The organism is Bacillus sp. Marseille-Q1617 (assembly GCF_903645295.1).
In the GTDB taxonomy this organism is placed as follows: Bacteria; Bacillota; Bacilli; order Bacillales; family Bacillaceae_B; genus Rossellomorea.
This window is the reverse complement of record NZ_CAHJXM010000001.1, coordinates 1310438-1334267: the sequence shown is the minus strand read 5'-3', so window position 1 is coordinate 1334267 and position 23830 is coordinate 1310438. Positions and strand designations below refer to the sequence as shown.

20 protein-coding genes are annotated in these 23830 nt (G+C 42.4%); 10 read left to right on the top strand and 10 right to left on the bottom strand.

Translation table 11 applies throughout. The annotated features are described in order from the left end of the window. Positions 1–160 precede the first annotated feature (160 nt). A complete protein-coding gene (locus HWX64_RS06635) occupies positions 161–1030 on the top strand; it encodes an SDR family oxidoreductase (protein WP_175988373.1) in 870 nt (289 codons plus the stop codon). Positions 1031–1859: 829 nt separating this feature from the next. Here the strand turns inward: HWX64_RS06635 and HWX64_RS06630 are convergent. The 5 genes from HWX64_RS06630 to HWX64_RS06610 form a co-directional block, all read right to left on the bottom strand. After that, the gene (locus HWX64_RS06630) at positions 1860–2891 is read right to left on the bottom strand and encodes a LacI family DNA-binding transcriptional regulator (RefSeq protein ID WP_175988371.1); all 1032 of its coding nucleotides are present in this window, start codon (positions 2889–2891) and stop codon (positions 1860–1862) included. 113 nt (positions 2892–3004) lie between these two features. Beyond that, positions 3005–4543 carry an alpha-amylase family glycosyl hydrolase gene (locus HWX64_RS06625; protein ID WP_175988369.1) on the bottom strand — a complete coding sequence of 513 codons (1539 nt, stop codon included), beginning with the start codon at positions 4541–4543 and terminating at the stop codon, positions 3005–3007. A 37-nt stretch (positions 4544–4580) separates the two neighbouring features. After that, the gene (locus HWX64_RS06620) at positions 4581–5423 is read right to left on the bottom strand and encodes a sugar ABC transporter permease (RefSeq protein ID WP_175988367.1); all 843 of its coding nucleotides are present in this window, start codon (positions 5421–5423) and stop codon (positions 4581–4583) included. Between the two features lie 2 nt (positions 5424–5425). After that, positions 5426–6712: a carbohydrate ABC transporter permease gene (locus HWX64_RS06615; RefSeq protein WP_175988365.1), complete on the bottom strand. Its 1287-nt coding sequence runs from the start codon at positions 6710–6712 to the stop codon at positions 5426–5428. A 152-nt stretch (positions 6713–6864) separates the two neighbouring features. Next, positions 6865–8145 carry an extracellular solute-binding protein gene (locus HWX64_RS06610; protein ID WP_175988364.1) on the bottom strand — a complete coding sequence of 427 codons (1281 nt, stop codon included), beginning with the start codon at positions 8143–8145 and terminating at the stop codon, positions 6865–6867. A gap of 289 nt (positions 8146–8434) precedes the next feature. Between HWX64_RS06610 and HWX64_RS06605 the strand changes: the two genes are divergently transcribed. The 4 genes from HWX64_RS06605 to HWX64_RS06590 all read left to right on the top strand — a co-directional run bounded on the left by HWX64_RS06605 (position 8435) and on the right by HWX64_RS06590 (position 13732). Then, entirely contained in the window at positions 8435–10195 is a 1761-nt protein-coding gene (locus HWX64_RS06605) for an alpha-glycosidase (protein WP_175988362.1), read from the top strand. A gap of 93 nt (positions 10196–10288) precedes the next feature. Next, positions 10289–11647 (top strand): MATE family efflux transporter, encoded by a 1359-nt coding sequence (locus tag HWX64_RS06600; RefSeq protein WP_175988360.1) that lies wholly within the window; start codon positions 10289–10291, stop codon positions 11645–11647. Between the two features lie 292 nt (positions 11648–11939). Then, entirely contained in the window at positions 11940–12281 is a 342-nt protein-coding gene (locus tag HWX64_RS06595; RefSeq protein WP_175988357.1) for a P-II family nitrogen regulator, read from the top strand. Between the two features lie 68 nt (positions 12282–12349). Then, positions 12350–13732, top strand: a complete 1383-nt coding sequence (locus tag HWX64_RS06590; RefSeq protein ID WP_175988355.1) for an ammonium transporter — start codon at positions 12350–12352, stop codon at positions 13730–13732. A 187-nt stretch (positions 13733–13919) separates the two neighbouring features. Here the strand turns inward: HWX64_RS06590 and asnB are convergent, their stop codons facing one another. Then, a complete protein-coding gene (asnB, locus tag HWX64_RS06585; protein WP_175989669.1) occupies positions 13920–15776 on the bottom strand; it encodes an asparagine synthase (glutamine-hydrolyzing) in 1857 nt (618 codons plus the stop codon). A 148-nt stretch (positions 15777–15924) separates the two neighbouring features. Here asnB and HWX64_RS06580 point away from each other — a divergent pair, with 148 nt between their 5' ends. Further along, entirely contained in the window at positions 15925–16488 is a 564-nt protein-coding gene (locus HWX64_RS06580; protein ID WP_175988353.1) for a DUF2777 family protein, read from the top strand. A gap of 69 nt (positions 16489–16557) precedes the next feature. Here HWX64_RS06580 and HWX64_RS06575 read toward each other — a convergent pair whose 3' ends face one another. The 4 genes from HWX64_RS06575 to HWX64_RS06560 all read right to left on the bottom strand — a co-directional run bounded on the left by HWX64_RS06575 (position 16558) and on the right by HWX64_RS06560 (position 22419). Continuing rightward, the gene (locus tag HWX64_RS06575; RefSeq protein ID WP_175988351.1) at positions 16558–19473 is read right to left on the bottom strand and encodes an EAL domain-containing protein; all 2916 of its coding nucleotides are present in this window, start codon (positions 19471–19473) and stop codon (positions 16558–16560) included. A gap of 384 nt (positions 19474–19857) precedes the next feature. Next, on the bottom strand, positions 19858–20217 hold the full coding sequence (locus HWX64_RS06570; protein WP_175988349.1) for a YisL family protein: 360 nt from the start codon (positions 20215–20217) through the stop codon (positions 19858–19860). Positions 20218–20296: 79 nt separating this feature from the next. Then, the gene (locus HWX64_RS06565) at positions 20297–21190 is read right to left on the bottom strand and encodes a fumarylacetoacetate hydrolase family protein (RefSeq protein ID WP_175988347.1); all 894 of its coding nucleotides are present in this window, start codon (positions 21188–21190) and stop codon (positions 20297–20299) included. A gap of 41 nt (positions 21191–21231) precedes the next feature. Then, positions 21232–22419 carry a DUF418 domain-containing protein gene (locus HWX64_RS06560; RefSeq protein WP_175988345.1) on the bottom strand — a complete coding sequence of 396 codons (1188 nt, stop codon included), beginning with the start codon at positions 22417–22419 and terminating at the stop codon, positions 21232–21234. 128 nt (positions 22420–22547) lie between these two features. On the opposite strand from HWX64_RS06560, the gene HWX64_RS06555 reads away from it, so the two are divergent. Genes HWX64_RS06555 through HWX64_RS06540 form a run of 4 tightly spaced genes read left to right on the top strand, consistent with a single transcriptional unit; the run spans position 22548 to position 23829 of the window. After that, positions 22548–22769, top strand: a complete 222-nt coding sequence (locus HWX64_RS06555) for a spore germination protein (RefSeq protein WP_175988343.1) — start codon at positions 22548–22550, stop codon at positions 22767–22769. Positions 22770–22781: 12 nt separating this feature from the next. After that, positions 22782–23018 (top strand): spore germination protein GerPB, encoded by a 237-nt coding sequence (locus HWX64_RS06550; protein WP_175988340.1) that lies wholly within the window; start codon positions 22782–22784, stop codon positions 23016–23018. Between the two features lie 27 nt (positions 23019–23045). Next, on the top strand, positions 23046–23669 hold the full coding sequence (gene gerPC, locus HWX64_RS06545) for a spore germination protein GerPC (RefSeq protein ID WP_175988338.1): 624 nt from the start codon (positions 23046–23048) through the stop codon (positions 23667–23669). Further along, positions 23650–23829: a spore gernimation protein GerPD gene (locus HWX64_RS06540; protein WP_175988336.1), complete on the top strand. Its 180-nt coding sequence runs from the start codon at positions 23650–23652 to the stop codon at positions 23827–23829. The genes gerPC and HWX64_RS06540 overlap by 20 nt, the downstream gene beginning before the upstream one ends. The last annotated feature ends 1 nt before the right edge of the window (position 23830 follow it).

The following is a 23830-nucleotide window of genomic DNA, read 5'->3' as shown; positions in this document are numbered from 1 at the left end:
CAGATCCGATTGGGTCTGTTCTTTTTAGAAAATGTAACTTTATGCTATAAAAATTCGGGAAAAGAAGTTAATAATTGCATTCATCGGGTAAACACTAATCTAAGTATAAGGTATCAAGATATTGAACATATCATCTAACTACTTAAAAGGAGTGTTTAGTTTGTCACAGCAGCAAAATGGAAAACAAACCTTCCCACCTCAGCATCAGGATCATCAGCCAGGTACAATAGATGAGATGAATCCGCAGCCGATTCATACCGATCAAAACTACAAAGGAAGCGGTAAACTGGATGGAAAAGTTGCCCTCATTACAGGAGGGGACAGCGGTATCGGCCGTTCTGTCGCATGGTATTTCGCGCGTGAGGGAGCACATGTGGCCATTTCTTATTTGGATGAGCATGAGGATGCAAACAAAACAAAAGAACTCGTAGAAGCAGAAGGTGTCAAGTGCATGCTGCTTTCAGGCGATATTGGGAGTGCTACATTCTGTGAAGACATCATAAAAAAAGTGATTTCACAGTTTGGCAAATTGGACATTCTCGTCAATAATGCAGCAGAGCAGCACCCTCAGGAAGGCCTTGAAAACATCAGCAACGAACAGCTGGAACGCACATTCAGAACCAACGTTTTTTCAATGTTTTACCTGACTAAAGCAGCTCTGCCTCACCTGAAAAAAGGAGCTTCCATTATAAATACGGCTTCGATAACAGCATATAAAGGCAATAAAGACCTTATCGATTATTCATCCACTAAAGGAGCAATCGTCAGCTTTACACGATCGCTGGCCGAAAACATCGCCTCAAAAGGGATACGTGTCAATGGCGTCGCACCGGGTCCTATTTGGACACCACTCATTCCAGCGACCTTCAGTGCAGAAAAAGTATCCCAGTTCGGTGCCAATACCCCGATGGGAAGAGCGGGGCAGCCTTTTGAATTAGCACCAGCTTATGTTTATCTGGCGAGCGATGATTCAACCTACGTGTCCGGGCAGATGATTCATGTGAACGGCGGTGCGGTTGTAAACGGCTAAATTTATGATTCGAGGAAAAAAACGGGTTTAGCATAACGGGTTCTGTTTTAAAGTACAAACTATAAAAAACATTAGAAAAAGGGAAGCAAATCGTCATGATTTTGCAACCCTTTTTTTATTGGATATAACAAGCATTTTAAGGAATTCGGGTTCTAATTTGTATATTAACTTGTTACCGAGACGGCACTAAAATTGAAGCGGTACAGAACTTTCTGTAACGCTTCAATTATTTAATAATCTGGCTAACGTGTTCGTTTAGTCTCCAAAGTTGAAAGATGTGAAAATGAGTGAAATCCTTATTAAACTAAAGAACAGGTTGGATTTTTGGAGGCATAGGATACCTTAGCCTTTAAAGAGTAACAAAGATATAAATAAGGGGAAATTTTTCCGTTAATCTGCTGAAGCTTGCTTGGGTAGGGGTAAATAAGGGGAAAATTTCCTTCTAATCTTGCACAGATCCCCAATTTTATAGCTTTTCAAGTAAATAGAAGTAAATTTTACCTTTATTTTGACTGTTTTCAGTTCCATTTCTTCATTAAGGGAAATTTCTTCCCTTATTTAATCATTCAATGTTACTGATTCATTCATCTGGCTCGAGGGGTTCCGCTTTTGTTCACTTTGTCGGGTAAGATTATCTTCAAATGCATCTGCAATTACTACCACATATTGCGGTGTAGATTGCAATTTTGTACTCCAAAACAGAACCCGTTAATTTTAGCAGGCCCGGTTTTTTCGTGCTGCAGGAATTTGAGCCTGGCACCTTAGCAGCGGGCAAACAATCAGTACCAAAAAAAGACCGGGCTCAAATCTCGAGCCCCGGTCACTTTTGTTACCCTTGAACCTCTCTCTTGCTGCACGAAGCCCGTTTCACGATTTCATGAGGAATGATGATCCGCTTAATCGGGTCTTTTGGGTTTTCCACCTTTTGGATCAGGCTTTTGGCCGCTTCATTGCCAAGGTTGAATATATTGATATCAACCGACGTCAAAGGAGGACGGGACATTTCAGCAAGGAGAACGTTATTGAAGCTGATAATGGATATATCATCAGGTACAGATATATTCATTTCATCAAGCGTATTCAGTACTCCCAATGCCATCAAGTCATCTGCTACCACCAGAGCAGTAGGCGGGTGTGCAAGCTGCATCAGTTCGTTGATTGCTTCCCTTCCACCTTCACGCAGAAACTCTTCATGTATGATGTATTCATCTTTTAAATCAAGACCTGCCTCCCTTAGCGATTTCTCGTATCCCAGCAACCGCTCAACAGTGACCACAAGATTCAGGTCCCCTCCAATAAAACCGATACATTCATGCCCAAGACCCAGCAGGTAATCCGTTACTTCCCTGGCGGCCCTGAAATTATCATTATCTACATGGGTGATTTCTTCACAGTATTTATAGGGTTTTCCTATCATGACAAAAGGGAAATTGCGATCTTTCAAATAGTTCATTACTTTATCTTCGACTTTTGAATAAAGAAGGATGATCCCATCGACTCGTCCGCCTTGAACCATTTGAACGACACCTTCATATATTTCCTCTTCCGACTGTCCTGTCGACATTTGGAGTGCATATTGCTTCTCATGGGCCCCCTCACTCAATCCTCTAAGGACTGTAGGGAAGAAAGGGTTTTGTGAGAAGGTGCTTGCAGAGCCGGGCAATACAAGTCCCAAAACTCTTGTTGACTGATTGGCCAGACTTCTGGCGATGAAATTCGGATGATACCCCAATTGGTCCATCGCTTCCCTGACTTTTTGTTTTGTTTTTTCACTTATTCTAGGGTTATTTGCGATTACGCGTGAAACGGTAGATGGTGCGACATTTGCGAGTTTCGCGACATCTTTTATCGTAACAGCCATCGTTCCTCCCCCCTTCTGTTTTAAAATAATTACAGCTTTGGCGCACTTCATAAAAGCGCTTCCAACACTGCCGGGGAAATCTTATAAAAAGGCTCATATAAGAGCCCTTTCATTTATGATTTGCGGTTTTTTCTTCCGCGTTTCCATACTAGATAAATAAATAATAAAAATAATACATACACCGCAGCAAGTGCTGATAAATATGGGATGTTCAGTCCACTTTTGGCTTTAAGCAGATAAATCTCTGCTTCTTCACGATCCAAAGCGACTTTATACGTCCCGTTTTCATCGCTTCTCACCAGGTCATCTGAAAGTAACCCTTTTAGTTCATTGTTATCAGCAAGCTCCCCTTCATCAAGTTCGACAGTTTGGGTCTCACTGGAATTATTGATGGCTACAACCACCGTTTGATCTTTGTATGCGCGTTTATATATTCCCAATCCGTCTTGTTCATACAACGGCTCTATCGTTCCTCTTGTCAAAGCAGGATAGTCCTTTCGAACCTTGCCCAGTTTTGAAATGTAATCAATCAGTTCTTTGTCGGCCCTGAAATTCATCAACCGCCGGTTATCCGGGTCTTCCCCGCCATCCATGGCAATTTCAGACCCATAATACACAATCGGTATTCCCGGAGTCGTGTACATATATGTCAAGGCGAGTTTCCAACGGGTACCAGGGAAAACATTTTCCTGTACCAATAAACGTGTAAAACGTTCCATATCATGGTTGTCTATAAAAGTCCCCATCAAATAAGGATCTTCATAAAATGTTTCATTGTACTTCCAGAAATTGAACAACCTGTCCATTGAAGTATCAGGTTTGTTAAACACTGAACGTAATTCTTCAGCTTGGGGGAAATTAACGAATCCATCGATACCCACATCGCTATATTCTGCTATCTTCTGTGGGTCACGATCAAACACTTCACCAAGAAGATAAAAATCGTCTTTCACTGATTTAACTTCTTTACTGAAATCACTCCAAAAATCTTGTGGAACATGGCGCACCGTGTCCAGACGATAACCGTCGACATCCGTTTCTTTGATCCACCATTTGGCAGCATCAAAGAGATATTCCCTTACTTCGGGATTCTCTGTGTTTAAATCAGGAAGGTCATACAGCCATGCGTTCTGAAGACTTTCTTTGTCGGAGAAGTTCATTGGCTGTTTTTCGTGGAACCAGTCTTCTTTTGCAGGGTCATCCACCCAGGGATGCTCCGGCCCCACATGGTTAACCACAAAATCAAGGACGACTTTCATATCCCGCTTATGTGCTTCTTCTACAAGCTTTTTGAACGTTTCCATCGTACCGAAATGCTCGTCGGTCTTATAAAAGTCCGTAATCCAATATCCATGGTATCCTTTTGGCTGGTTGTCAAATACGGGAGTCAGCCATATGGAAGTGAATCCCATATCTTTGATGTAATCCAATCGATCGATAACCCCTTGGAAATCACCGCCATGGTAAGCCTTGGGATCCTTTGTGTTCACTTCTTTATCATTTGTTGGATCACCATTGTTAAAGCGATCTACCATTAGGAAATAAATTGTTTCATCCTGCCACTTTCGTTCTTCTTTTTCAACTGCACCTACCGGAAGGGCGTAAAAAAGAAGAAACGGGACTAAAATGAGAGATAGTACTCTTCTTTTCATCTCCGCTCCTCCTCAATAGTTAGTAACGCCTATAAGATTATCCTTTTGTACCCCCTGCCGTCAATCCTGAAACGAAGTATTTCTGGAAGAACAGGAATAAAAATGCGATTGGAACTGCAATCAATACAGAACCCGCTGCAAACGTTGTAAATTCGGCACCGAATTGCTTTGCAACCATATCATAGAGAGCAACCGGCAGCGTATACATATTTTCAGAACGAAGCAGTATACTCGCAAGGATAAAGTCTGCAAATGGTGCAATGAATGAAAACAGGGCCACGACAGCAATGATCGGCTTGGCAAGTGGCATGACGATTTGGAAAAAGATCCTGAGATGTCCTGCACCGTCCATCTTGGCTGATTCATCCAGCTCTTTCGGAATTGTATCCAAATAACCTTTCATCAGCCATGTGTTCATTGGTATCTGACCACCGACGTATACGAGGATCAGCCCGATATGAGTATCCAATAGATCCGTTAACAGCGCCAGGACGAAAATGGCGATCAATGCCGCGAAGTTAGGGATCATCTGCAGGATCAAGAATGTCATCAACCCGTTTTTCCGTCCCGCAAAACGATAACGGGAGAAGGAATAAGCCGTCAAGCTTACCAGGAGAACCGTAAGTGCCATCGTTGACAAACTTACTTTTAGTGAATTCCAGTACCAAATCAGATAGTTGCTTCGTTCAAGATCGAATAATTCCTTATAATGAGCAAGCGTCGCATTTTTAGGAATGATGGATGATCCTGATAAACTCTGCCCTGGATTAAAGGAAGAGCCGATGATCCAGGCTACAGGGTAAAGGATGATCGCAAACATAATACCAATGGCTAGATAAGAAAATGTTAAACGTATGAGTTTCTGTCTTTTCATATTCATCTTTACATCATATCCTCTTCTTGGAATGATTTCGTGCGTTTAAACTGCCAGATCGCTACTGTGATGACGATTATGGATAGCAGTAATGTGATGGCGGCTGCTTTGGAGTATTGAGCCGACGTCATCGTCAGGCTGTAAATCCATGAAATCAGGATATCTGTCCCACCTGCGTTCTGGCCTGTTAAAGCCGGACCACCGCCATTGAATAAATAAATAACGTTGAAGTTGTTAAAGTTGAATGTATATTGGGTGATGATGATCGGTGCCGTCGCAAATAATACAAGCGGCAGTGTGATATTCTTGAACTTCTGGAATATCGAAGCTCCGTCAACCGTCGCAGCCTCATACAATTCATCAGGAATCGATTGAAGCACGCCAGTTGTCATGGCAAAAATGAACGGGAATCCAAGCCACGTCTGAATGAAGATCAAAGCCAGTCGTGTATACATCGGCTCTGTCATCCAAGGTAACTCCCCAATTCCCAAGGCTGCGAGAATGTCCCGGTTGATCGTCCCAAACGACTCATTGAACATACCTGCAAAAACAAGAATGGAAACGAATGCAGGAATTGCCCAAGGCAGAATGAATACTGTACGAATAATCGCTTTTCCTTTCAGATCCTTTTGATTCACGAGGATAGCCAGGAAAATCCCAAGAGATACTTGAAGTGTCGTCGCTCCAAATGTCCACACAAGCGTCCATGCTAAAACAGTAATGAATGTTTCTCTCCAAATATCAATCTTAAAGATATCCACAAAGTTCTGAATCCCGACCCAATCAACCAGCTTTGCCGGCGGAGAATGATAAAGATCATAGTTTGTGAATGCCAGCAGGACAACGAAGATGATCGGGAAGATGACTACGAAAACAAGGAGCAGGAAGCCTGGGGACATGATAAGATAAGGAAATCCGTTATCTACCAAGTTTCTGTATTGCTCTCTGATTGTGCTAAGCTGTTCCCCTCTATCTCTCTTTTCTCCATTTACATATGCATCTCGTAAATTAAATAGATAAAAACCGATTCCGAATAATAAAACGATGATTGCGAGAATTCCATATACCATCAGGAAGATGGAGTGATCTCCGTAGGATACGTCCGTTCCAAGCGTTATGATCCCCCACAGACCGTAACTGATCAAATCCCTGAATACCAGGATAAAAGCGGCTGCCATGACCAGGAAAAATCCGCCCTTTACGTACTGCTTATGATACAACTGACCGAGTCCCGGGATGATGGACAGGGCCAGCGCTGTTTTTCTATGTTTTGATTGATAGGATTGTCGCTCCATCCTATAGTCCCCTTTCTATACTTCAACTTGTTTACTTAAGCTTCAAGAGCTTTAGGAGGCAGAAACGTATTTCTTCCTCTTAAAGCCCTTGAATAGGTCCTTAAAAGGATAGCAGTACCTCTCCATTGGGAGAAGGTACCGCTATAATTTCATTAATTTGAATGATTCGCTTCGATATTTTGCTGGATTTGCTTAACTGCTGCATCAAGAGCCGCCTTAGGTTCTTGCTTACCAGTTACAACCGTTTGAAGTGAATCAGCCATTGGTCCCCAAACCTCTCCCATTTCTTGAATGTTAGGCATTGGAACTGCATATTGAGACTGTTCAGCAACCGCTTTGGCACCTGGGTTCTCAGCAATTGCAGGATCGTCGATCAACCCTTGGTTTGTCGGCACTTCCTGTGTTTGTTCGAAACGTAATTTAGCATACTCATCCTGAGTGATGAACTCGATGAACTTTTGAGCCCATTCTTTGTTTTCAGAGTATCCGGATACATGCCATCCTTTAACACCCATGAATGTTTTCATTGGCTCTCCGTTTGGAAGCTTAGGCATAGCAGAAATGCCGATGTCAATTCCTGCATCTTTGTAACCTTGGAAAGACCATGGTCCATTCATAACCGAAGCAACTTTTCCTTCACCGAATAACCCGTCCATTGCAGAACCACCGTTTTCTCCAATGATACCTTTAGGGAATAAACCTTCTGTGTACCATTTTTGAATGTATTCAGTACCTTCTACAGCACCTTCATTGTTCAAGCCAAGGTCTTTTGAATCTAAAGCTCCATCATTTTCAGCGAATACATATCCGCCGAATCCACCGATTGGAGCATGAGCGAAGTAGAAGTTATCCCACAGCGCTAAGAAACCGTAGTTTCCATCTTTCGTGAAATCTTTAGCGAATGTATACACTTCATCCATTGTTTTTGGCGCTTCTTCCATCAATTCTTTGTTATAAACAAATACCGGCGTTTCAGAAGACTTAGGAAGACCATAAAGTTTTCCATCATAGCTTTGAGCTGTCATTGAAGATTCAGTGAAGCGGTCTTCAATTTCCCCGTCAACCTCTAATGGTGCAATGTGACCTGCAAGAGCAAGTTCACCAATTTGATCATGTGGTAAAGTCAAAACGTCAGGACCCGTTCCGGCAGGACCGTCCAAACGTAATTGTTCTTTCATTTTAGTAGCCATTTCTACTTCTTTCACTTCTAGTTCGATACCAGTTTCTTCTGTAAACTTGGCACCTACTTCATCCAGCCATCCAGTTTTCTCTTGGTCTTCCCAGATAACCAGTTTTTCAGGCTTGTTAGCATCGTCAGCTTTTTTCTCGCTGTCTTTGTTTCCTGAAGACTGTTCTTCACGGTTAGGACCACAAGCAGCCAACGCCCCTAAAACAAGCATAACTACCATTAATAATGATAATGCTTTCTTCATCTTGACCCCTCCTAAGTATAGGTAAAATAATATTTCCCCGATTGTACAACCGTTTGCACACACAACTAGAATCCGGTGCAATAGACACCGCTTACAATTATGTGTGAAAGCGATTGCACAACCTATTACCTATTATACAAATTAAATATGATTTAGCAATAGTTTTTTAAATATTTTTGAGTTTTATAGAAAAATATTAAAACGCTTCCACGTTGAAGATTTGTTTTATTGACAACACTCTGAGAGTAGACTACTCTTTAAATGAAAATGCAAAAAGGAGGATACACGGATGTTACTAGAAGCGATTTATCATCGTCCAAAAGATAATTATGCATACGCTTGCACTAATGAAGAGCTCCATATCAGAATAAGAACGAAGAAAAATGATATTAAAACCGCAGTTCTCCTCCACGGCGACCCGTATCATTGGGAAAACGGGGAGTGGATTTATGATAAAAAAGAAATGATCTTGTCAGGTACCGATCAACTATTCGATTACTGGTTCGCTTCATTGAAACCTCCTTTCAGGCGCCTCCGTTACGGTTTTCTCCTGAATGACGGAGATAAGGAAATTTTTTATGGAGAAAAAGGGTTTTCCGATCATCCTTCGGCGGACATCGGTGATTATTTTTGTTTTCCATTCTTAAATTCAATTGATGTTTTTCAGGCTCCTTCGTGGGTAAAAAACACGGTCTGGTATCAAATCTTCCCTGAACGATTTGCAAATGGCAACAGAAAGAACGATCCGAAGGGAACCCTTGAATGGAACAGCACAGACCCTTCAAGAACAAATTTCTTCGGCGGCGATCTGGAAGGGGTCATCGAAAACATCCCTTACCTCAGAGAATTAGGCATCTCAGGGATATATTTCACTCCAATCTTCAAGGCTCATTCCAATCACAAATATGATACAATCGACTATTTCGAAATCGATCCGCAATTCGGCACAAAAGAAACGTTGAAGGAATTAGTGCGTACATGTCATGATAACGGAATAAAAGTCATGCTGGATGCCGTTTTCAATCACAGCGGCTTCTATTTCTCACACTTTCAGGATGTTCTGAAGAATGGTGAAAAATCGCCTTACCGCGACTGGTTTCATGTGAGGGAATTCCCATTGAATACTGAGAGTATACCGCCGAATTATGAGACGTTCGCTTTTGAGGCTTCCATGCCTAAATTAAACACCGAAAACAAAGAAGTACGCGATTATTTACTCGACGTCGGACGGTATTGGGTGAAGGAGTTCGATATCGACGGCTGGCGCCTTGATGTCGCAAACGAAGTGGATCACCAGTTCTGGAGGGATTTTAGAAGAGAAGTAAAATCGATCAAACCTGATTTGTATATCCTCGGAGAAATATGGCACGATTCAATGCCTTGGCTGAGGGGTGATCAGTTTGACGCGGTCATGAACTACCCTTTCACAACGAATATGATAAACCTGTTTGCCAAACAATCCATCTCTCCGGCTCAATTTGTTGAGAATTTGACTAGCGTCATCCATATGTACCCGAAAAATGTCACCGAAGTGAACTTTAACCTGGTTGGGAGTCATGACACCCCGAGAATACTGACAGAGTGCGGAGAGGATATACGCAGACTGAAACAGATATATAGCTTCATGCTGTCTTTCACAGGGACACCATGTATATATTACGGAGACGAAATCGGTATGACCGGTGCCCAAGATCCAGGGTGCAGAAAATGCTTCCCATGGGAAAAGGAAAAACATAACGAAGCACTTTTCCACCATATACAAAAACACATCGAGCTTCGCCGTTCCCATCCACTGCTTGCTAATGAAGGGAACCTTTCTTTCTTACCGGCCGAACTCCATGAAGGATGCATCGCTTTCACTAAATCAAATGGGGAAGATACCATCTTCATTCTTCTGAATTGCAAGGATGAAGAGACAACTTACTCGCTGCCCTTTGATTTAAAAGGAAAGAAGATCGTCAACCTATGGAATAATGAAGAATTCGCTGCCGAAGCAGAAACCATTGAAGTTGAACTTGAAGAATTCGGTTTTGCCATCCTTCATCTTTAACGTTGTTCGCTTGTAACCACGGGACTAACTCATTTTGATGAGTTAGTCCCCTTCTCTCTTTTATCCGAACTTTTCATAGCAAGGAGTAATTTTATGACTAAAAATACAACGAAAAAGATGACCTTGTTTGCTCTCACATGGCCTATCTTCATTGAAATCTTTCTTCATATGCTCATGGGGAATGCCGACACACTCATGCTCAGCCAATACTCTGATGATTCCGTGGCCGCTGTCGGAGTTTCCAATCAAATCCTGTCCCTCATCATTGTGATGTTCGGCTTTGTCGCTACCGGCACGGCGATACTTGTAGCACAGCATTTAGGAGCGAAAGAGGATACATTCGCAGGAGAGATTTCTCTCGTTTCACTCGCCGTGAATCTTCTGTTCGGACTATTACTAAGCATTGCTTTGATTCTATTCAGTAAACCGATACTTTCTTCCATGGATCTGCCACAGTCATTGATGGATGAGGCGTCATCTTATCTAAAAATCGTAGGTGGATTCGCATTTATACAGGCGCTTATCATGACTGCCGGGTCGATCATGAGGAGCTACGGCTATACGAAAGATGCCATGTACATCACGATCGGAATGAATATCATCAACGTGATCGGCAATTACTTGTTTATTTTCGGACCTTTCGGCATCCCTGTTTTAGGGGTTGAAGGTGTGGCCATTTCAACAATCACATCCAGGCTGCTTGGGCTTATTGCCGGGATCATCGTGATCAGGAAGAGAATACCTTCCGCTTTACCGATTAAAAAGTTATTCAGTCTTCCTTTTTCCCATATAAAGAATTTGCTGCGCATCGGGATTCCGTCAGCAGGGGAACATTTATCTTATAATGGTTCGCAAATGGTCATTACGTACTTTATCGCAAGCATGGGCACCCATGCACTCACTACAAAAGTGTACGCACAGAACCTAATGATGTTCATCTTTTTATTCAGTGTAGCCATCAGTCAGGGGACACAAATATTGATTGGACACCTGGTAGGTGCAAGAGATTACGAAAGTGCGTACGAGAGGTGCTTGAAAAGCTTAAAAATCGCCATTGTTATTTCACTCGCAATGGCGGGGATCTTTACACTATTTGCAGATCCTCTGTTCCGTATTTTCACAGATAATGAACAAATTATCTCACTCGGAAAAATATTAATCTATTTAACCATCATCCTGGAGCCAGGCAGAAGCTTTAACCTGGTCGTCATCAATTCATTAAGGGCCACTGGTGATGTCCGCTTCCCAGTCTATATGGGTATCCTTTCGATGTGGGGTGTCAGTGTCACCTTGTCGTATGTACTCGGAATCTGGTTCGGTCTCGGACTTATCGGCATTTGGATTTCCTTCATTGCAGATGAATGGCTGAGAGGATTAATCATGCTGAAGCGATGGCGCTCCAAAGTATGGATGAAAAAAGGTTTTGTAACAAGGAAAGAATTAGAAAATTAGAGAATCACATAATCATACCTCAATCCGCAAACAAGCTATTTAATTTTAATAGCTTGTTTTTTATAGCTATGTAAACCCCCATTATTATCAACAACGGCGTTTCCAGATACATTATTTTGATTCGGGGTCTACAAATATTATTATTTATGTAAGGTTTTTTAACATTAAAACGCTTACATCAAAAAATAGTACTTGATATTTTGTTATTTTCTGAATATGATAAATAATATAACAAATTGATGTTATAAAACCTTACATCAAAATACAAAACAGTCTTTAAGGAGGAAAATCCATGAAAAAAGTGGAAGCGATCATTCGGGCAGAGGCTTTTATTTCATTACGTGAGTCCCTGAGTCATCGGGGATTCAGCGGATTAACGGTTTCCGAAGCAGCCGGATGCGGGAAGCAGAAAGGAAAACAGGGAATCTTTCGCGGAAATAAGTTTGAAATCAATCTGGTTCCGCGCGTTAAGGTAGAAATGGTTGTCGACGATGATCAAGTGGAAGGAATCATTGACCTGATAGTGGAACAGTGCAGTACTGAAACCGTCGGGGACGGGAAGATTTTTATTTACCCAGTTGAAGAGGTTGTCCGGATCCGCACAGGAGAACGCGGAAAAAAAGCAGTTCTATAAATCACTCTTTCATAAAAAGGAACAACTGTTTATAAAACACTTATTATTTAACAATCGGAGGGATATCATTGATTAAAAAAATTACTGTATTGCTGCTTCTGTCACTTGGTATTAGTACTTCCGCTCTAGCCGCTGCCCCATCAACAGAAACCGTTCAAGCTTCTATGGACTCTATGTGGGTCATGATTGCCGCCTTTCTGGTATTCTTCATGCATGCCGGTTTTGCAATGGTCGAAACGGGATTCACCCGTGCAAAAAACGCGCTTAATATCTTGATGAAAAATTTCCTCACCGTTTCAATAGCATCCGTACTCTATTTCATTATTGGTTTTGGATTGATGTTTGGCAGCAGTGCCAATGGATTCATCGGAATTGACAGCTTCTTTCTTGCAGGGCGTGAAGATATCGGCTTCTTCCTTTTCCAATCAGTATTTGCCGCCACCTGTGCCACAATCATCTCGGGAGCCGTTGCCGAACGTATGAAACTGAAAAGTTATATTTTATTGACGATCGTCATGACAGGTGCTATTTATCCCGTTGTCGGCCATTGGGTGTGGGGCGGCGGATGGATTTCTGAAATGGGGTTTGTTGACTTTGCCGGATCTACAGTCGTTCATTTAACAGGAGCTGTAGGGGCTCTTATAACGGTCTTATTCTTGGGTGCCCGTATCGGAAAATACTCCAAAGGTAAAGCAAATGCCATTCCAGGTCACAATATCCCTTTAGGAGCACTCGGTGTCTTTATTCTCTGGTTCGGCTGGTTCGGATTCAATGGAGGCAGCAGCTTGGCAGCAGACCCTGAACTGGTGCCTCGCGTCATCACAACAACATTATTCTCAGCATCTGCCGCAATCCTTTCGTCAGCCCTATATACGTTAATCAGATTCAAAAGGGTCGATCCATCCTTGACCCTCAACGGAGCATTGGGAGGATTAGTCGGAATCACAGCAGGATGTGCTAACGTATCATTGGCAGGCTCTCTCATCATCGGGCTCATTGCCGGTGTCATTCTCGTGGAGTCTGTAACAATTCTTGATTCAAAATTCAAGATTGATGACCCTGTAGGTGCCATTGCAGTGCATGGTATATGCGGCATTTGGGGAACTGCAGCGGTCGGGCTATTCGATATCCAAAACGGATTATTTTACGGCGGCGGCGCTTCATTACTTGCGGTACAATCGTTGGGGATTGCAGCTGTAATCGCGTGGACAACAGTCACAGTTGGCGGCTTCCTGTTCATCGTCACCAGATTCTCAAGCATACGGGTATCAAGAGAAGAAGAATTGTCAGGACTTGATTTCACAGAACACGGGTCGAATGCTTATGAACTTAAAGATACCGTGCTGGAATCAAATGCAGCACCTTCTCCATTCGGTACTGAACTGGTAGAGCGTCTAAACTCGATCGGTACCGGTAAGATGAGCAACGCGGATCAGCGGAATACCGTTTGATCCATCCTTATACTCTGACCCGTCCGTATAAGCGGATGGGTCTTTTTCGTGTAGATAGGGAGCTTGTTTCCTTCACTCTTGATGAGCATCCGCCCCCCCTCCCCCATCTTCACACATCATAAAAGCCCGAAACGGGGTTTCACCGCTTCGGGCTTCTCTAATCAAACCAGAATACAACGTTCATTTTCTACTCAACTATTTGTATACCATAATCCTCAAACCACACATGAATCTGTCCCAGATGAGCCAGAAGCTGCGGACCTGTCATCAACTGTCCGTACCAAGGAACCTGGAATGCCGCCCCGCCGGTCTTGACAATTTCCTTTAGCTTTTGTTCGTTAAATAATTCATACAGTACACTGGATTTATTCTCTAACATTTCATTCAACCAATCACTCACTATTTTTGTATAGACAGGATGATGCGTTTTGGGATATGGACTTTTCTTTCGATAAAGGACTTCATTCGGCAAAATCCCTTCCAATGCTTTCCTGAGTATCCCCTTTTCCCTGTTTTGATGCATTTTCATCTCCCACGGGATATTCCATACGTATTCTACCAATCTGTGATCGGCAAATGGAACCCTTACTTCGAGGCTCGCCCCCATGCTCATCCGGTCTTTGCGGTCCAAAAGCGTTGTCATGAACCAGGTTAAATTCAGATAGAATAATTGCCTCCTCTTCGTTTCCACTTCATTTTCACCGTCCAATAGAGGCGTCTCTGCAACCGTCTTATCATATTGAGAAAGTACATATTCCTGAAGGTTCAACTTTTTGTTCCAATCATCCTTTAAAAGACCTTGTCTTTCTGCAACCGATCGCATCCACGGGAAGCCTCTGCGGTTAAAGTCATCCTCACGGTGGAACCAGGGATAGCCCCCGAATATCTCATCCGCACACTCACCGGAAAGTCCGACGGTAAAGTCATTTTTTATTTCCTTGCAAAACCATAAGAGAGAGGAGTCGACGTCTGCCATTCCGGGCAGGTCCCTTACATGAACCGCTTCAGTCAAATAATCCTTTAGTATCTGCTGGCTGATGACACAGCGATGATGGATGGTATTGAATTCTTTGGACATCTTTTCAATCCATGGAGCATCTGAATTTGGCTGGAAATCACTCTTGGTAAAATACTGATCATTTTCTTCGTAATCGATTGAGTAGGTATGAAGATTCCCTTTTCCTTCCTCCCGGTAAGTATTGGCGGCGATTGCAGTAATTGCGCTGGAGTCCACCCCCCCTGACAGGAACGAACAGAGAGGAACATCTGATACCAGCTGCCGTTTGATGGCATCGGACAACAGGAATCGTACATTGGCGACAGTTTCCACAAATGATTCTTTATGTTGTTCACTCTTCACGTTCCAGTATCTCCATATTTTCAGCCCGTCTCTCGAGAATATCAATGCATGGGCCGGACGCAGTTCCTTCATATCTTTAAATACCCCTTCACCAGGTGTCCTGGAGGGTCCCAGGCCCAATACTTCCGCCAAACCCTGGTGTGTCACTTGCGCTTTACTCTCAGGATGAGCAAGCAAAGCTTTTATTTCCGATCCAAATACAAGTCCCCCATCTTTTTCAAAATAAAATAAGGGTTTAACACCCATACGGTCCCTTCCTATGAATACTTGCTCCTTTTGACTGTCCCAAACAGCAAAGGCAAAAATTCCATTTAAATGATTTACACATTCCTCGCGCCATTCTATATATGACGTCAATAGAACTTCCGTATCGGAGTGCCCTTTGAATGAATATCCTTTCCCTTTTAACACGGCGCGTATGTCTTCAGTATTGTATAACTCGCCGTTATAACAGATCGTAAAGGTATGTTCCTGATGAATAATGCTCATCGGCTGTCTCCCGCCTTCAGGATCCACTACTATCAGCCGTTTATGACCAAATGCCGCATGTTGACCAACCCAAGTATTCGTTTCATCCGGACCCCTTTTAGACAATGTCTCTGCCATTTTCTCCACTAATTTTTCCTGGTTTGAAAGATTTCGTTTATAATGTATCCAACCTGTAATTCCGCACATTGTGATCATCCTCACTTTCTGGTCAATCAAACTGGGCTCTCTGACACATAGATTATCTTATGCAATTCAAGATAAATGGTTAATTGCCTCACTCAATCTTTACATGAATGAAATATGATAATTATGATAAGAAATGTAGTTAAGGAGGGATATTCATTTGAGTAACATTTACCGATCAAACATCCTAAAATCCCAAAAGAGAGCATTTTCAGAAGGAACCGTCCTTTTTGATGAAGACATTTGGCTTTTTTTTGAAATAGATGCAGAAGAAGAATCAGAACTGGAGTTTTATATCAATCATGAAATCAGGCTTTTCAGGGAAGATACCTGGATCACAGGCGTACTATTGGAAAACGGGGTTGTCGCCACTCCTTATGAACGAATAAGAATGCATGATGGAGACAGGATCCAAATAAAGAAGAACATTCTCTTTTCATTGGAAAACCTGATCGATGACATTTCTGATGATGCTTTCCTTCAATTCATATCTACCTTAAACAATTTAAACTACTCACTATATGATTGTATATTCTGTCACAATCATCTCGTTTTCCTTGGCAGCCAGAAAATGAAGCAGGGCGTTAACTTTATTAATTTTGATAATGGCGAGGAAGTATGTGCAGTCCAGCATCACTTTACTTATTTCAAAAAGAAGCGGGACCGCTTCGAGTTCACACTCAGTACAGGAAAGCGGATCGTAATCGAGAATTTCAATCTATGACACGGCAAAAACGTGCTTTACCGAATCCAGTCGGCAAAGCACGTTTTTTCTTTTGAATAGAGTCAAGGTCTAACTCCCTTGGATGGGAACTAAATTACGCAACTTTAAGAATTCGTCCATTTTGCACGGAGTCATCGGCTTTTCGATCAAGAAACCTTGAGCGTAGTCACAACCTAACTGTTTGAGCAGCTTAAGCTGTTGGACCGTCTCCACGCCCTCAGCCACCACTTTCAAGTTCAAGCCCTGCCCCATCATTGACACGGATTGGACGATCGCGATATCAGGGGAATGATCGTTCATATTGCGTACAAAAGATCTGTCTATTTTTAATATATCAATCGGTAAATGTTTCAGGTAGCTTAAAGAGGAATACCCTGTTCCGAAGTCATCAATCGCGAGCCTGACTCCTATATCAGAGAGCGCCTGCATGACCTGAATCGAATAGGGTGCATCGTGCAGCATGATGGTTTCTGTCAGTTCCAGACAAAGATACTCCGGATGCAGACCTGAAATTCTCAATGCTTCCTTCACATCACTTAGAAATGAGGGGTGCTGGAACTGAATGGCTGATACGTTTACGGAAACATAGAAATCACCAAGCCGTTTATCCCTCCAGGATTTCAGCTGCTCACACGCACCGATTAATACCCATTTTCCCACTTCCTGAATCAATCCGGTCTCTTCTGCCAACGGGATGAACTCCGCCGGGGAAATAAGACCCATCTCTTCATGCTGCCATCTGAGAAGTGCTTCACACCCAACAAGCGTCTCATTTGGAACATCTATGATTGGCTGATAGGCAATGAATAATTCATTTTTAGCAATGGCTTTACGCAATTGAGCTTCCATTTCCACTTTTCGAAGTGTTTCTTCATTCATATCCCTTGAGAAGTAGACCGTATTGTTACCCCCTCTCGACTTTGCGTAATTTAAAGCGGCATCCGCGTTGCGCAGCACTTCGGAGGATTTTTCCCCATCCCTTGGATAAATACCGACCCCAATGCTTACGGTCATATAGAATTCCTTTCCCTCATAGGAAAATGGTTCTCTGATCACGTTTAAAATAGTTTCAGTCAAGGAGGAGATGTTTTCCTCATTCACATTTTTTGATAGCAGAACAGTAAATTTATCCCCGCTGAACCTGCCGAGGTACGCTCCTTTGGGAAGTGTTTCCCCCAGACGCTGGGCAAGTTCTTTAATGATAAGATCACCTGCTCTGTGACCCAGCGTATCATTGATGATTTTAAAGCGGTCAATATCCATGAAAAGCACGGCTAACTCACGTCTTTTCTTTTTTGCCCGCTGAATATGTTCATCGATAATTTCCCTGAACCTTTGTTTGTTCGGTAAATCGGTGTCTCCATCATAATATGCCAGTTGAGTGATTTTCTTTTCCGACTGCCTTTGCTGAGTGACGTCTTTACCTATTCCGAATATACCGACACACTGACCGTTTACCGTGATTGGAATATTCTTTATTTGAAAGTAGTTGATTTTTCCTTCCTTAGTGGCAATCGGAAGATCATAATACTGTTCCCTTCCGTCCATTGCACGATAGAAGTGTCTCCTGACTCTTTGCTGATCCTGCTTCATGATATAATTCAATGCGTTTTTACCGATCATCTCTTTTTCATTGTAACCGAATGTTTTCATAAAAGAGGGATTTAGTGAAGTAAACCGTCCCTTCAAGTCGGTGCTGTAAACAAAATCTGTATTATTGTCAAAAAGCGACCGGTAATACTCTTCGGAAATCTCAATATTTTGTGTGAGTTCTTTAATATCAGTGGAAGCGGTATTGATCAGGTTCGTCAATGACATCATGGCATTCGCTTCAGGAGCCAGCTGAAAATCTGTCTGAAAATCCTTTAATGGCTCCCTGACCTCTTCCGAAATCCCTAAATAGGTCAAGGAATGTGCCAGGAGTTTGGGTTTCCTGTTTGAATCATAACCAAATTCACCATAGGAGAAAAAGCCATTGACGCTGGCAACATCATTTAATTTGGAAAGCTCCTGATTGGTAAAATCACGTATATTGCGTTTTCTTGCAACACAATTGTACACAAAGTGAGACTCCACCGGACGCCGTTTAAGCTTGTTCAATTGCTTGGTAGTGGATTGCAGTAAATCCTGGACATTTACGAAGCCGAAACTTACCATGTCCCCCTCGTTCAGTTCCCTGCTTACTTCGATCGCACCGTGCGGCAAAATGTTAATGACATAAACAGCTGTTTTTTCATTCCCATCTTGAAATAAAAATGGAAATTCAATAGAAGAATCGGGAAGTTCTTTGACAAAAGCTTTACCTAAATACCTCTCAAGCAGCTGAAGAGGCTTTTTATGATTTATTTCATAAATGATATTCGTGTCAGCTTTCGTTATTTCAAACGAAGGACCGACCTCCTGCCAATGTTCAAGTGCATATGTATGAATATGTAATTCAGAATGATTCATAGAAACGGCTGCCAATCCGTCACGGGTTATTCTGTCATTGGTGAATACAAATGAAGGACGCACTTGCGGATCATCTGCACATACTCCCCCGACGATCTTGAATTCATCGCTCTGCTGGGTGACCCCCTCCAGGATATCCGATATATTCATTTTTAGGTGACTGACAAAAAGTATCACCGCTTTGGTATCAAACCGGATCAGTTCATTATGCAATTGTTCGCCATCTCTGCGATTAAGATCTGCTCCGTCAAGCAGATAAGCATTGACTTCTGTCTTTTCAAAAGCTGTAAAAGAAAGGACGACGTCAGAAGTAAGCTTCCCCTCGTATATTTGACTATTTGAACTGCAGCCGATAAGCGTTGCATGGGGTAATAATTCATTTACTTCTTTTTGAAGCGAATGAATAAACGTAATTGAAGAATGACCGACGAAGGCTTGAATGAGGAGAGAAGGAAATAAATCTAATTCATTCTCTTTAATAAATTGCTTTAAGGAGTTTTCGCCTTTGTATATGTACTGAAAAGACGTAATCATATTCCACACCTACTCTAAAAAGACATGATACTACAAAAATACCACAATTCGACAGTTTTGGATATTTATTTTTTATGCTTTTTAATGCCGCTATTGATTTCCGTGGAAGACTTCGCTTTCCGCGGGTAGCCCGTGAGCCTCCTCGGTCGTACCTCCCTGTGGGTCTCACATAAGCTACTTTTCCCGCAGGAGTCTACGTCTTCCACTCCAATCAAACGCTAGAACCGGTTAACACAATCATTCCTATCTCCCTGAAAGCCGTAAATGTATGTATTTCTTGAATATGGTAACATTCTCAAAACTTCGCATACAATCATTTTACTATCAATTAATCCACCACAACAAAAAAAGCCTGCTGAAAGCAGACTCTTTTTCCAAACAGTATTAAAATCCAAGCGGCAGCTGAAATCCTAAGATGAGTACGAGGATAAGGGCGATGATCAATTGGATCCAGAACATTTTCGTACTTTTGCCTTTGTTCATGCGTACGAGGATCATTTCAAACATACCGATGACCCAGATCCCGACCAATGCCTTTATTCCATACAATGCAGGATTGATGCCTTGGTGTTTCCAGAACAATAAAGCCCCCGTCAGGATGATAAGCAGATAAAACAGGCGAAGAATCATCTGGACTACTTTCATACCTTTGGCTTTGCCGGCATTATGTAATCTTACGGCTACAAAGAAAAGGATAATCGCAATGACCCAAGTTGTAATATGGGCATGTGTGTTATCAAACATAGTGAACCTCCCACAGAATAAGAATGTTTAGACTCATAATATATTACCACATACCATTCAGTAACAGAAATGTAACCACTTACTGTAACTGATTTGTCAAAATTCCGATTCCCTCCACTTCAATCTCGACCTCGTCCCCCGCCTTTAAGAAGCGTGGCGGATTAAACCCTTTTCCTACGCCGGCCGGAGTCCCTGTCGCAATGATATCCCCCGGTTCGAGGGTCATCCCTTTTGATAGAATCGAAATAATGTCAGGGATCCTGAATATCATCAGGTCAGTACTTGAAGACTGCCGCACCTCCCCGTTTACACGTGTCCTTATCGTAAGTTGATGGGGATCTTCGATATTATCTTTCGTGACGATATATGGACCGATCGGGCAGGTAGAGTCCAAGCTTTTACCAATGAAGAATTGACCATGTTTTTTCTGCAGGTCCCGTGCTGTAAGATCATTTACAATCGTGTATCCGAAGACGTGATCCATCGCATCCTCAAGTGCGATGCCTTTCCCTTTTTTGCCGATCACTACCGCCAGTTCACCTTCGTAATCCAGCTCATCCGTTACATCATCATGCACAGGGATGATTCGTTTGTGTCCAATTACCGTATTGGTCGCTTTGGTAAAAATCATGATATGTTCAGGGATGTCTTTTTCACTCCCCATTTCAATGGCATGTTCCCGGTAGTTCTTGCCTACACACATGACATTCCTTTTTACAGCCGGTATAGGCGGAAGCCATTCAATTTCGTCAAAAGAATACGTATAGTCATTTATAGTACTTTCACGCCTGGCGAGACTTAATAGCCCGTCTGCTTTTCGAAGAAACTCCTCTCCGATTTTTATGGCTTCCTGCACGTCCTGCGGAAATTCTGAACCATAGACTTTCGATAAACTTACAAGATCAATAACGTGTTCCCCTTCCACTACCCCATATGTTTCTTTTGCATTCACTTCAAAACTCGCCAGCTTCATCCGCTTTCCATCCCCTTTACTCCGTCAATTAGATTGGTAAACTACAATTCTCCTTTTTTCATCACAGAACTTTTCCCATAACTAAGTACGCGCCAAAGCTTCTCCACCGGACCATACCTGAATTTGGACAGCCAGATCTCAGAAAGAAGCATCTGGATGACGAAGATTCCAATGGCCAAGTACGTTCCTGTGGTCAGTGTCACTTCCCCATAAAGACCAAAGCCGTAAGAATAAAAGATCAAAGTGCCTATAACCGACTGCATTAGATAATTGGTCAACGACATCCTTCCTGCAGATGCAAGGGGCTTGGTCCATTTTTTCATTTTTTTATTCTCTAATAATAAAGCCAGGATTACTGCATAAGATACTGATAAGAAAGGACCTCCGAGATAATCCTGTATATAAGAATAAGCTGCATTCGATTCTATCAGTATAGGAAGCATCTTGATTGCGACACTAGTGATCAGAAGTCCCGCGCCAAGCAGCATCCATTTTCTTTTATTGGCACCGACTTTTTCAAGCAGGTTCAATTTCCCTGCTCCTGCACCAATCATCATCACAGGAAGAATGGAAAGGATCAGGAATAGGAGATTGCCCGGTGAATTCACCGTATACCAATCACTGAAACGCTGCTGGATAATGTCAGTGAAGCTGCCGGAAGCGTATGCTGCGACAGAATCCTGGACTGCAGCGATATTCGTATAATGAGCAACACCTGCAGGATCTGAGAATGTCATTAACACTAATAAAATACTAAAAAACAATTGAGGCAGAAGAAGCAGCAAACTCCCCAGCATCAATAAATGCTTCCCTGACATTCTCATAAATACTAACAGAAGCATACCGAATACTGCATAATTCATCAGAATATCTCCTGACCAAATCAAGAAAGCATGTACAGAGCCGATACAAAGCAGTATCAACATTCTTCTTATTCCAAACGTATAAAAAGGCATTCCCTTTTTGTCAGCCCGCTCTTGTTGAATTGAGAGCCCATAACCGAACATCATCGCAAACAGCGGATAGAAGCTTGCTTGCACCAAAACATCAATCCATGGGTAAAGTGCTGTATCACTCGGTGTTTTCCACCAGGAATACGGGTCCATATAAAGAAATGGGGAATGAAATGAAATCATATTTATGATGAATATTCCCAAAAGTGACATTCCCCTTATAACATCCAAGCTGACGATGCGTTCTGATTCTTCAATCGGTGATAATGTTTTCATTCAATTTTCCTCCAGCATTTAATACTCTTTCATTGTACATGACAACTGCGATTTAGGCGATTATCACTCATTTCATCCTCTCACATAGAATAACAATAATTAACTTAGTCTTAAAGGTGTGAGTTACAATGCCCGCAATCGTAGGAATAGCACAAGTTGTAAGCGTCGGTTCCAGCGGCGTCTTTCATATTGGGGATGTGTTTTCAATCAATCCGATCTCGACTGCAAAAACCTTTGCTGGTGCAGGCTCTTTCATTACAGGTAAAGGGATTTCCGTCTATAACGAAAGCTCACTGACATACACGGTGGACGACGATGTTATGGACTCAGGTATAAACTTCAATTTATGAGGGTGATGCCAAATGAATTATTACCTTCAGCAAACCATTCAAATCCGCTTCATTAAAATAGGGGGAATGACGAACTCCTCCGTCTTACAGATAGGTACTTGCGGCCAAATAAATTCGAACAGTTATCTATACAATACCGGCGGGTTTACCGGACCCGCACCAGAAGCGAAAAAAAACGGAGGAGAAGCGGCAGCCGGGGGCCCGTCGGCAACTCCTCTTGTACCTTTACAAACTCCCGGGACAGCTTAATCCGCGGCGAAAGAAAGAGGTGTAAACATGAACCAATACTACATGACGCCACAACAGCTCTATCAATATATTGAAAAATTGAACACGAAAATTGTCGCGCTGGAACAAAAAGTCAATAAGCTTTCGGAAGAACTGACAACTGTCAAAGACTCCCCGAAAATCAATGTCGAAAGAATTGAATATAAATTTGATCAATTAAAGGTTGAATCGTTGGATGGCACACTTAATATCGGTCTGAACCCCGGCGGGCTCAAAGAAGAGATCGAGGATTTCGCCGTGGCTCCGAACGGTAAGAAAAAAACGGTAAAGGATATCACCCCTTACCGCGAAAAAATTACAGAAGAAGTAACAGCATACATTAAAAATGAGCTTCCTTCACTGATATCGGATAATGAGGTTCAGCTTCAGCGATCGATTGACGCCTCTTATCACGAAATGATCCAGAACGATTTGCTTAATCAAATGCCTCAGCGAATTGATTTTTATGTAAACAACATCCCGTTTGTAGAAGGAAAGCACACGGATGAAGAATGGAAGGATAAAATCATTTCAAAAATCAAACAAGATATTCAATCGGCACTCTTTTCATTCATGTCACAAATGCCCGATAATATGGAAGGAATGAAAAAGGATGAACCTACAAGTGATTAACCGGGAATTGTCAGTCGGCAACATTGAGATTGCAGGGGTGGCCAGTGCCTCCTTGGTACTGATTGGGGATGCTGACATCATACAGCTCGCATCAGCCTTTGATACTCCCCCTGAATCCCTGCTGATCGGCCCCTTCGTCCCTTTGACTCCGAAGGGTTAGT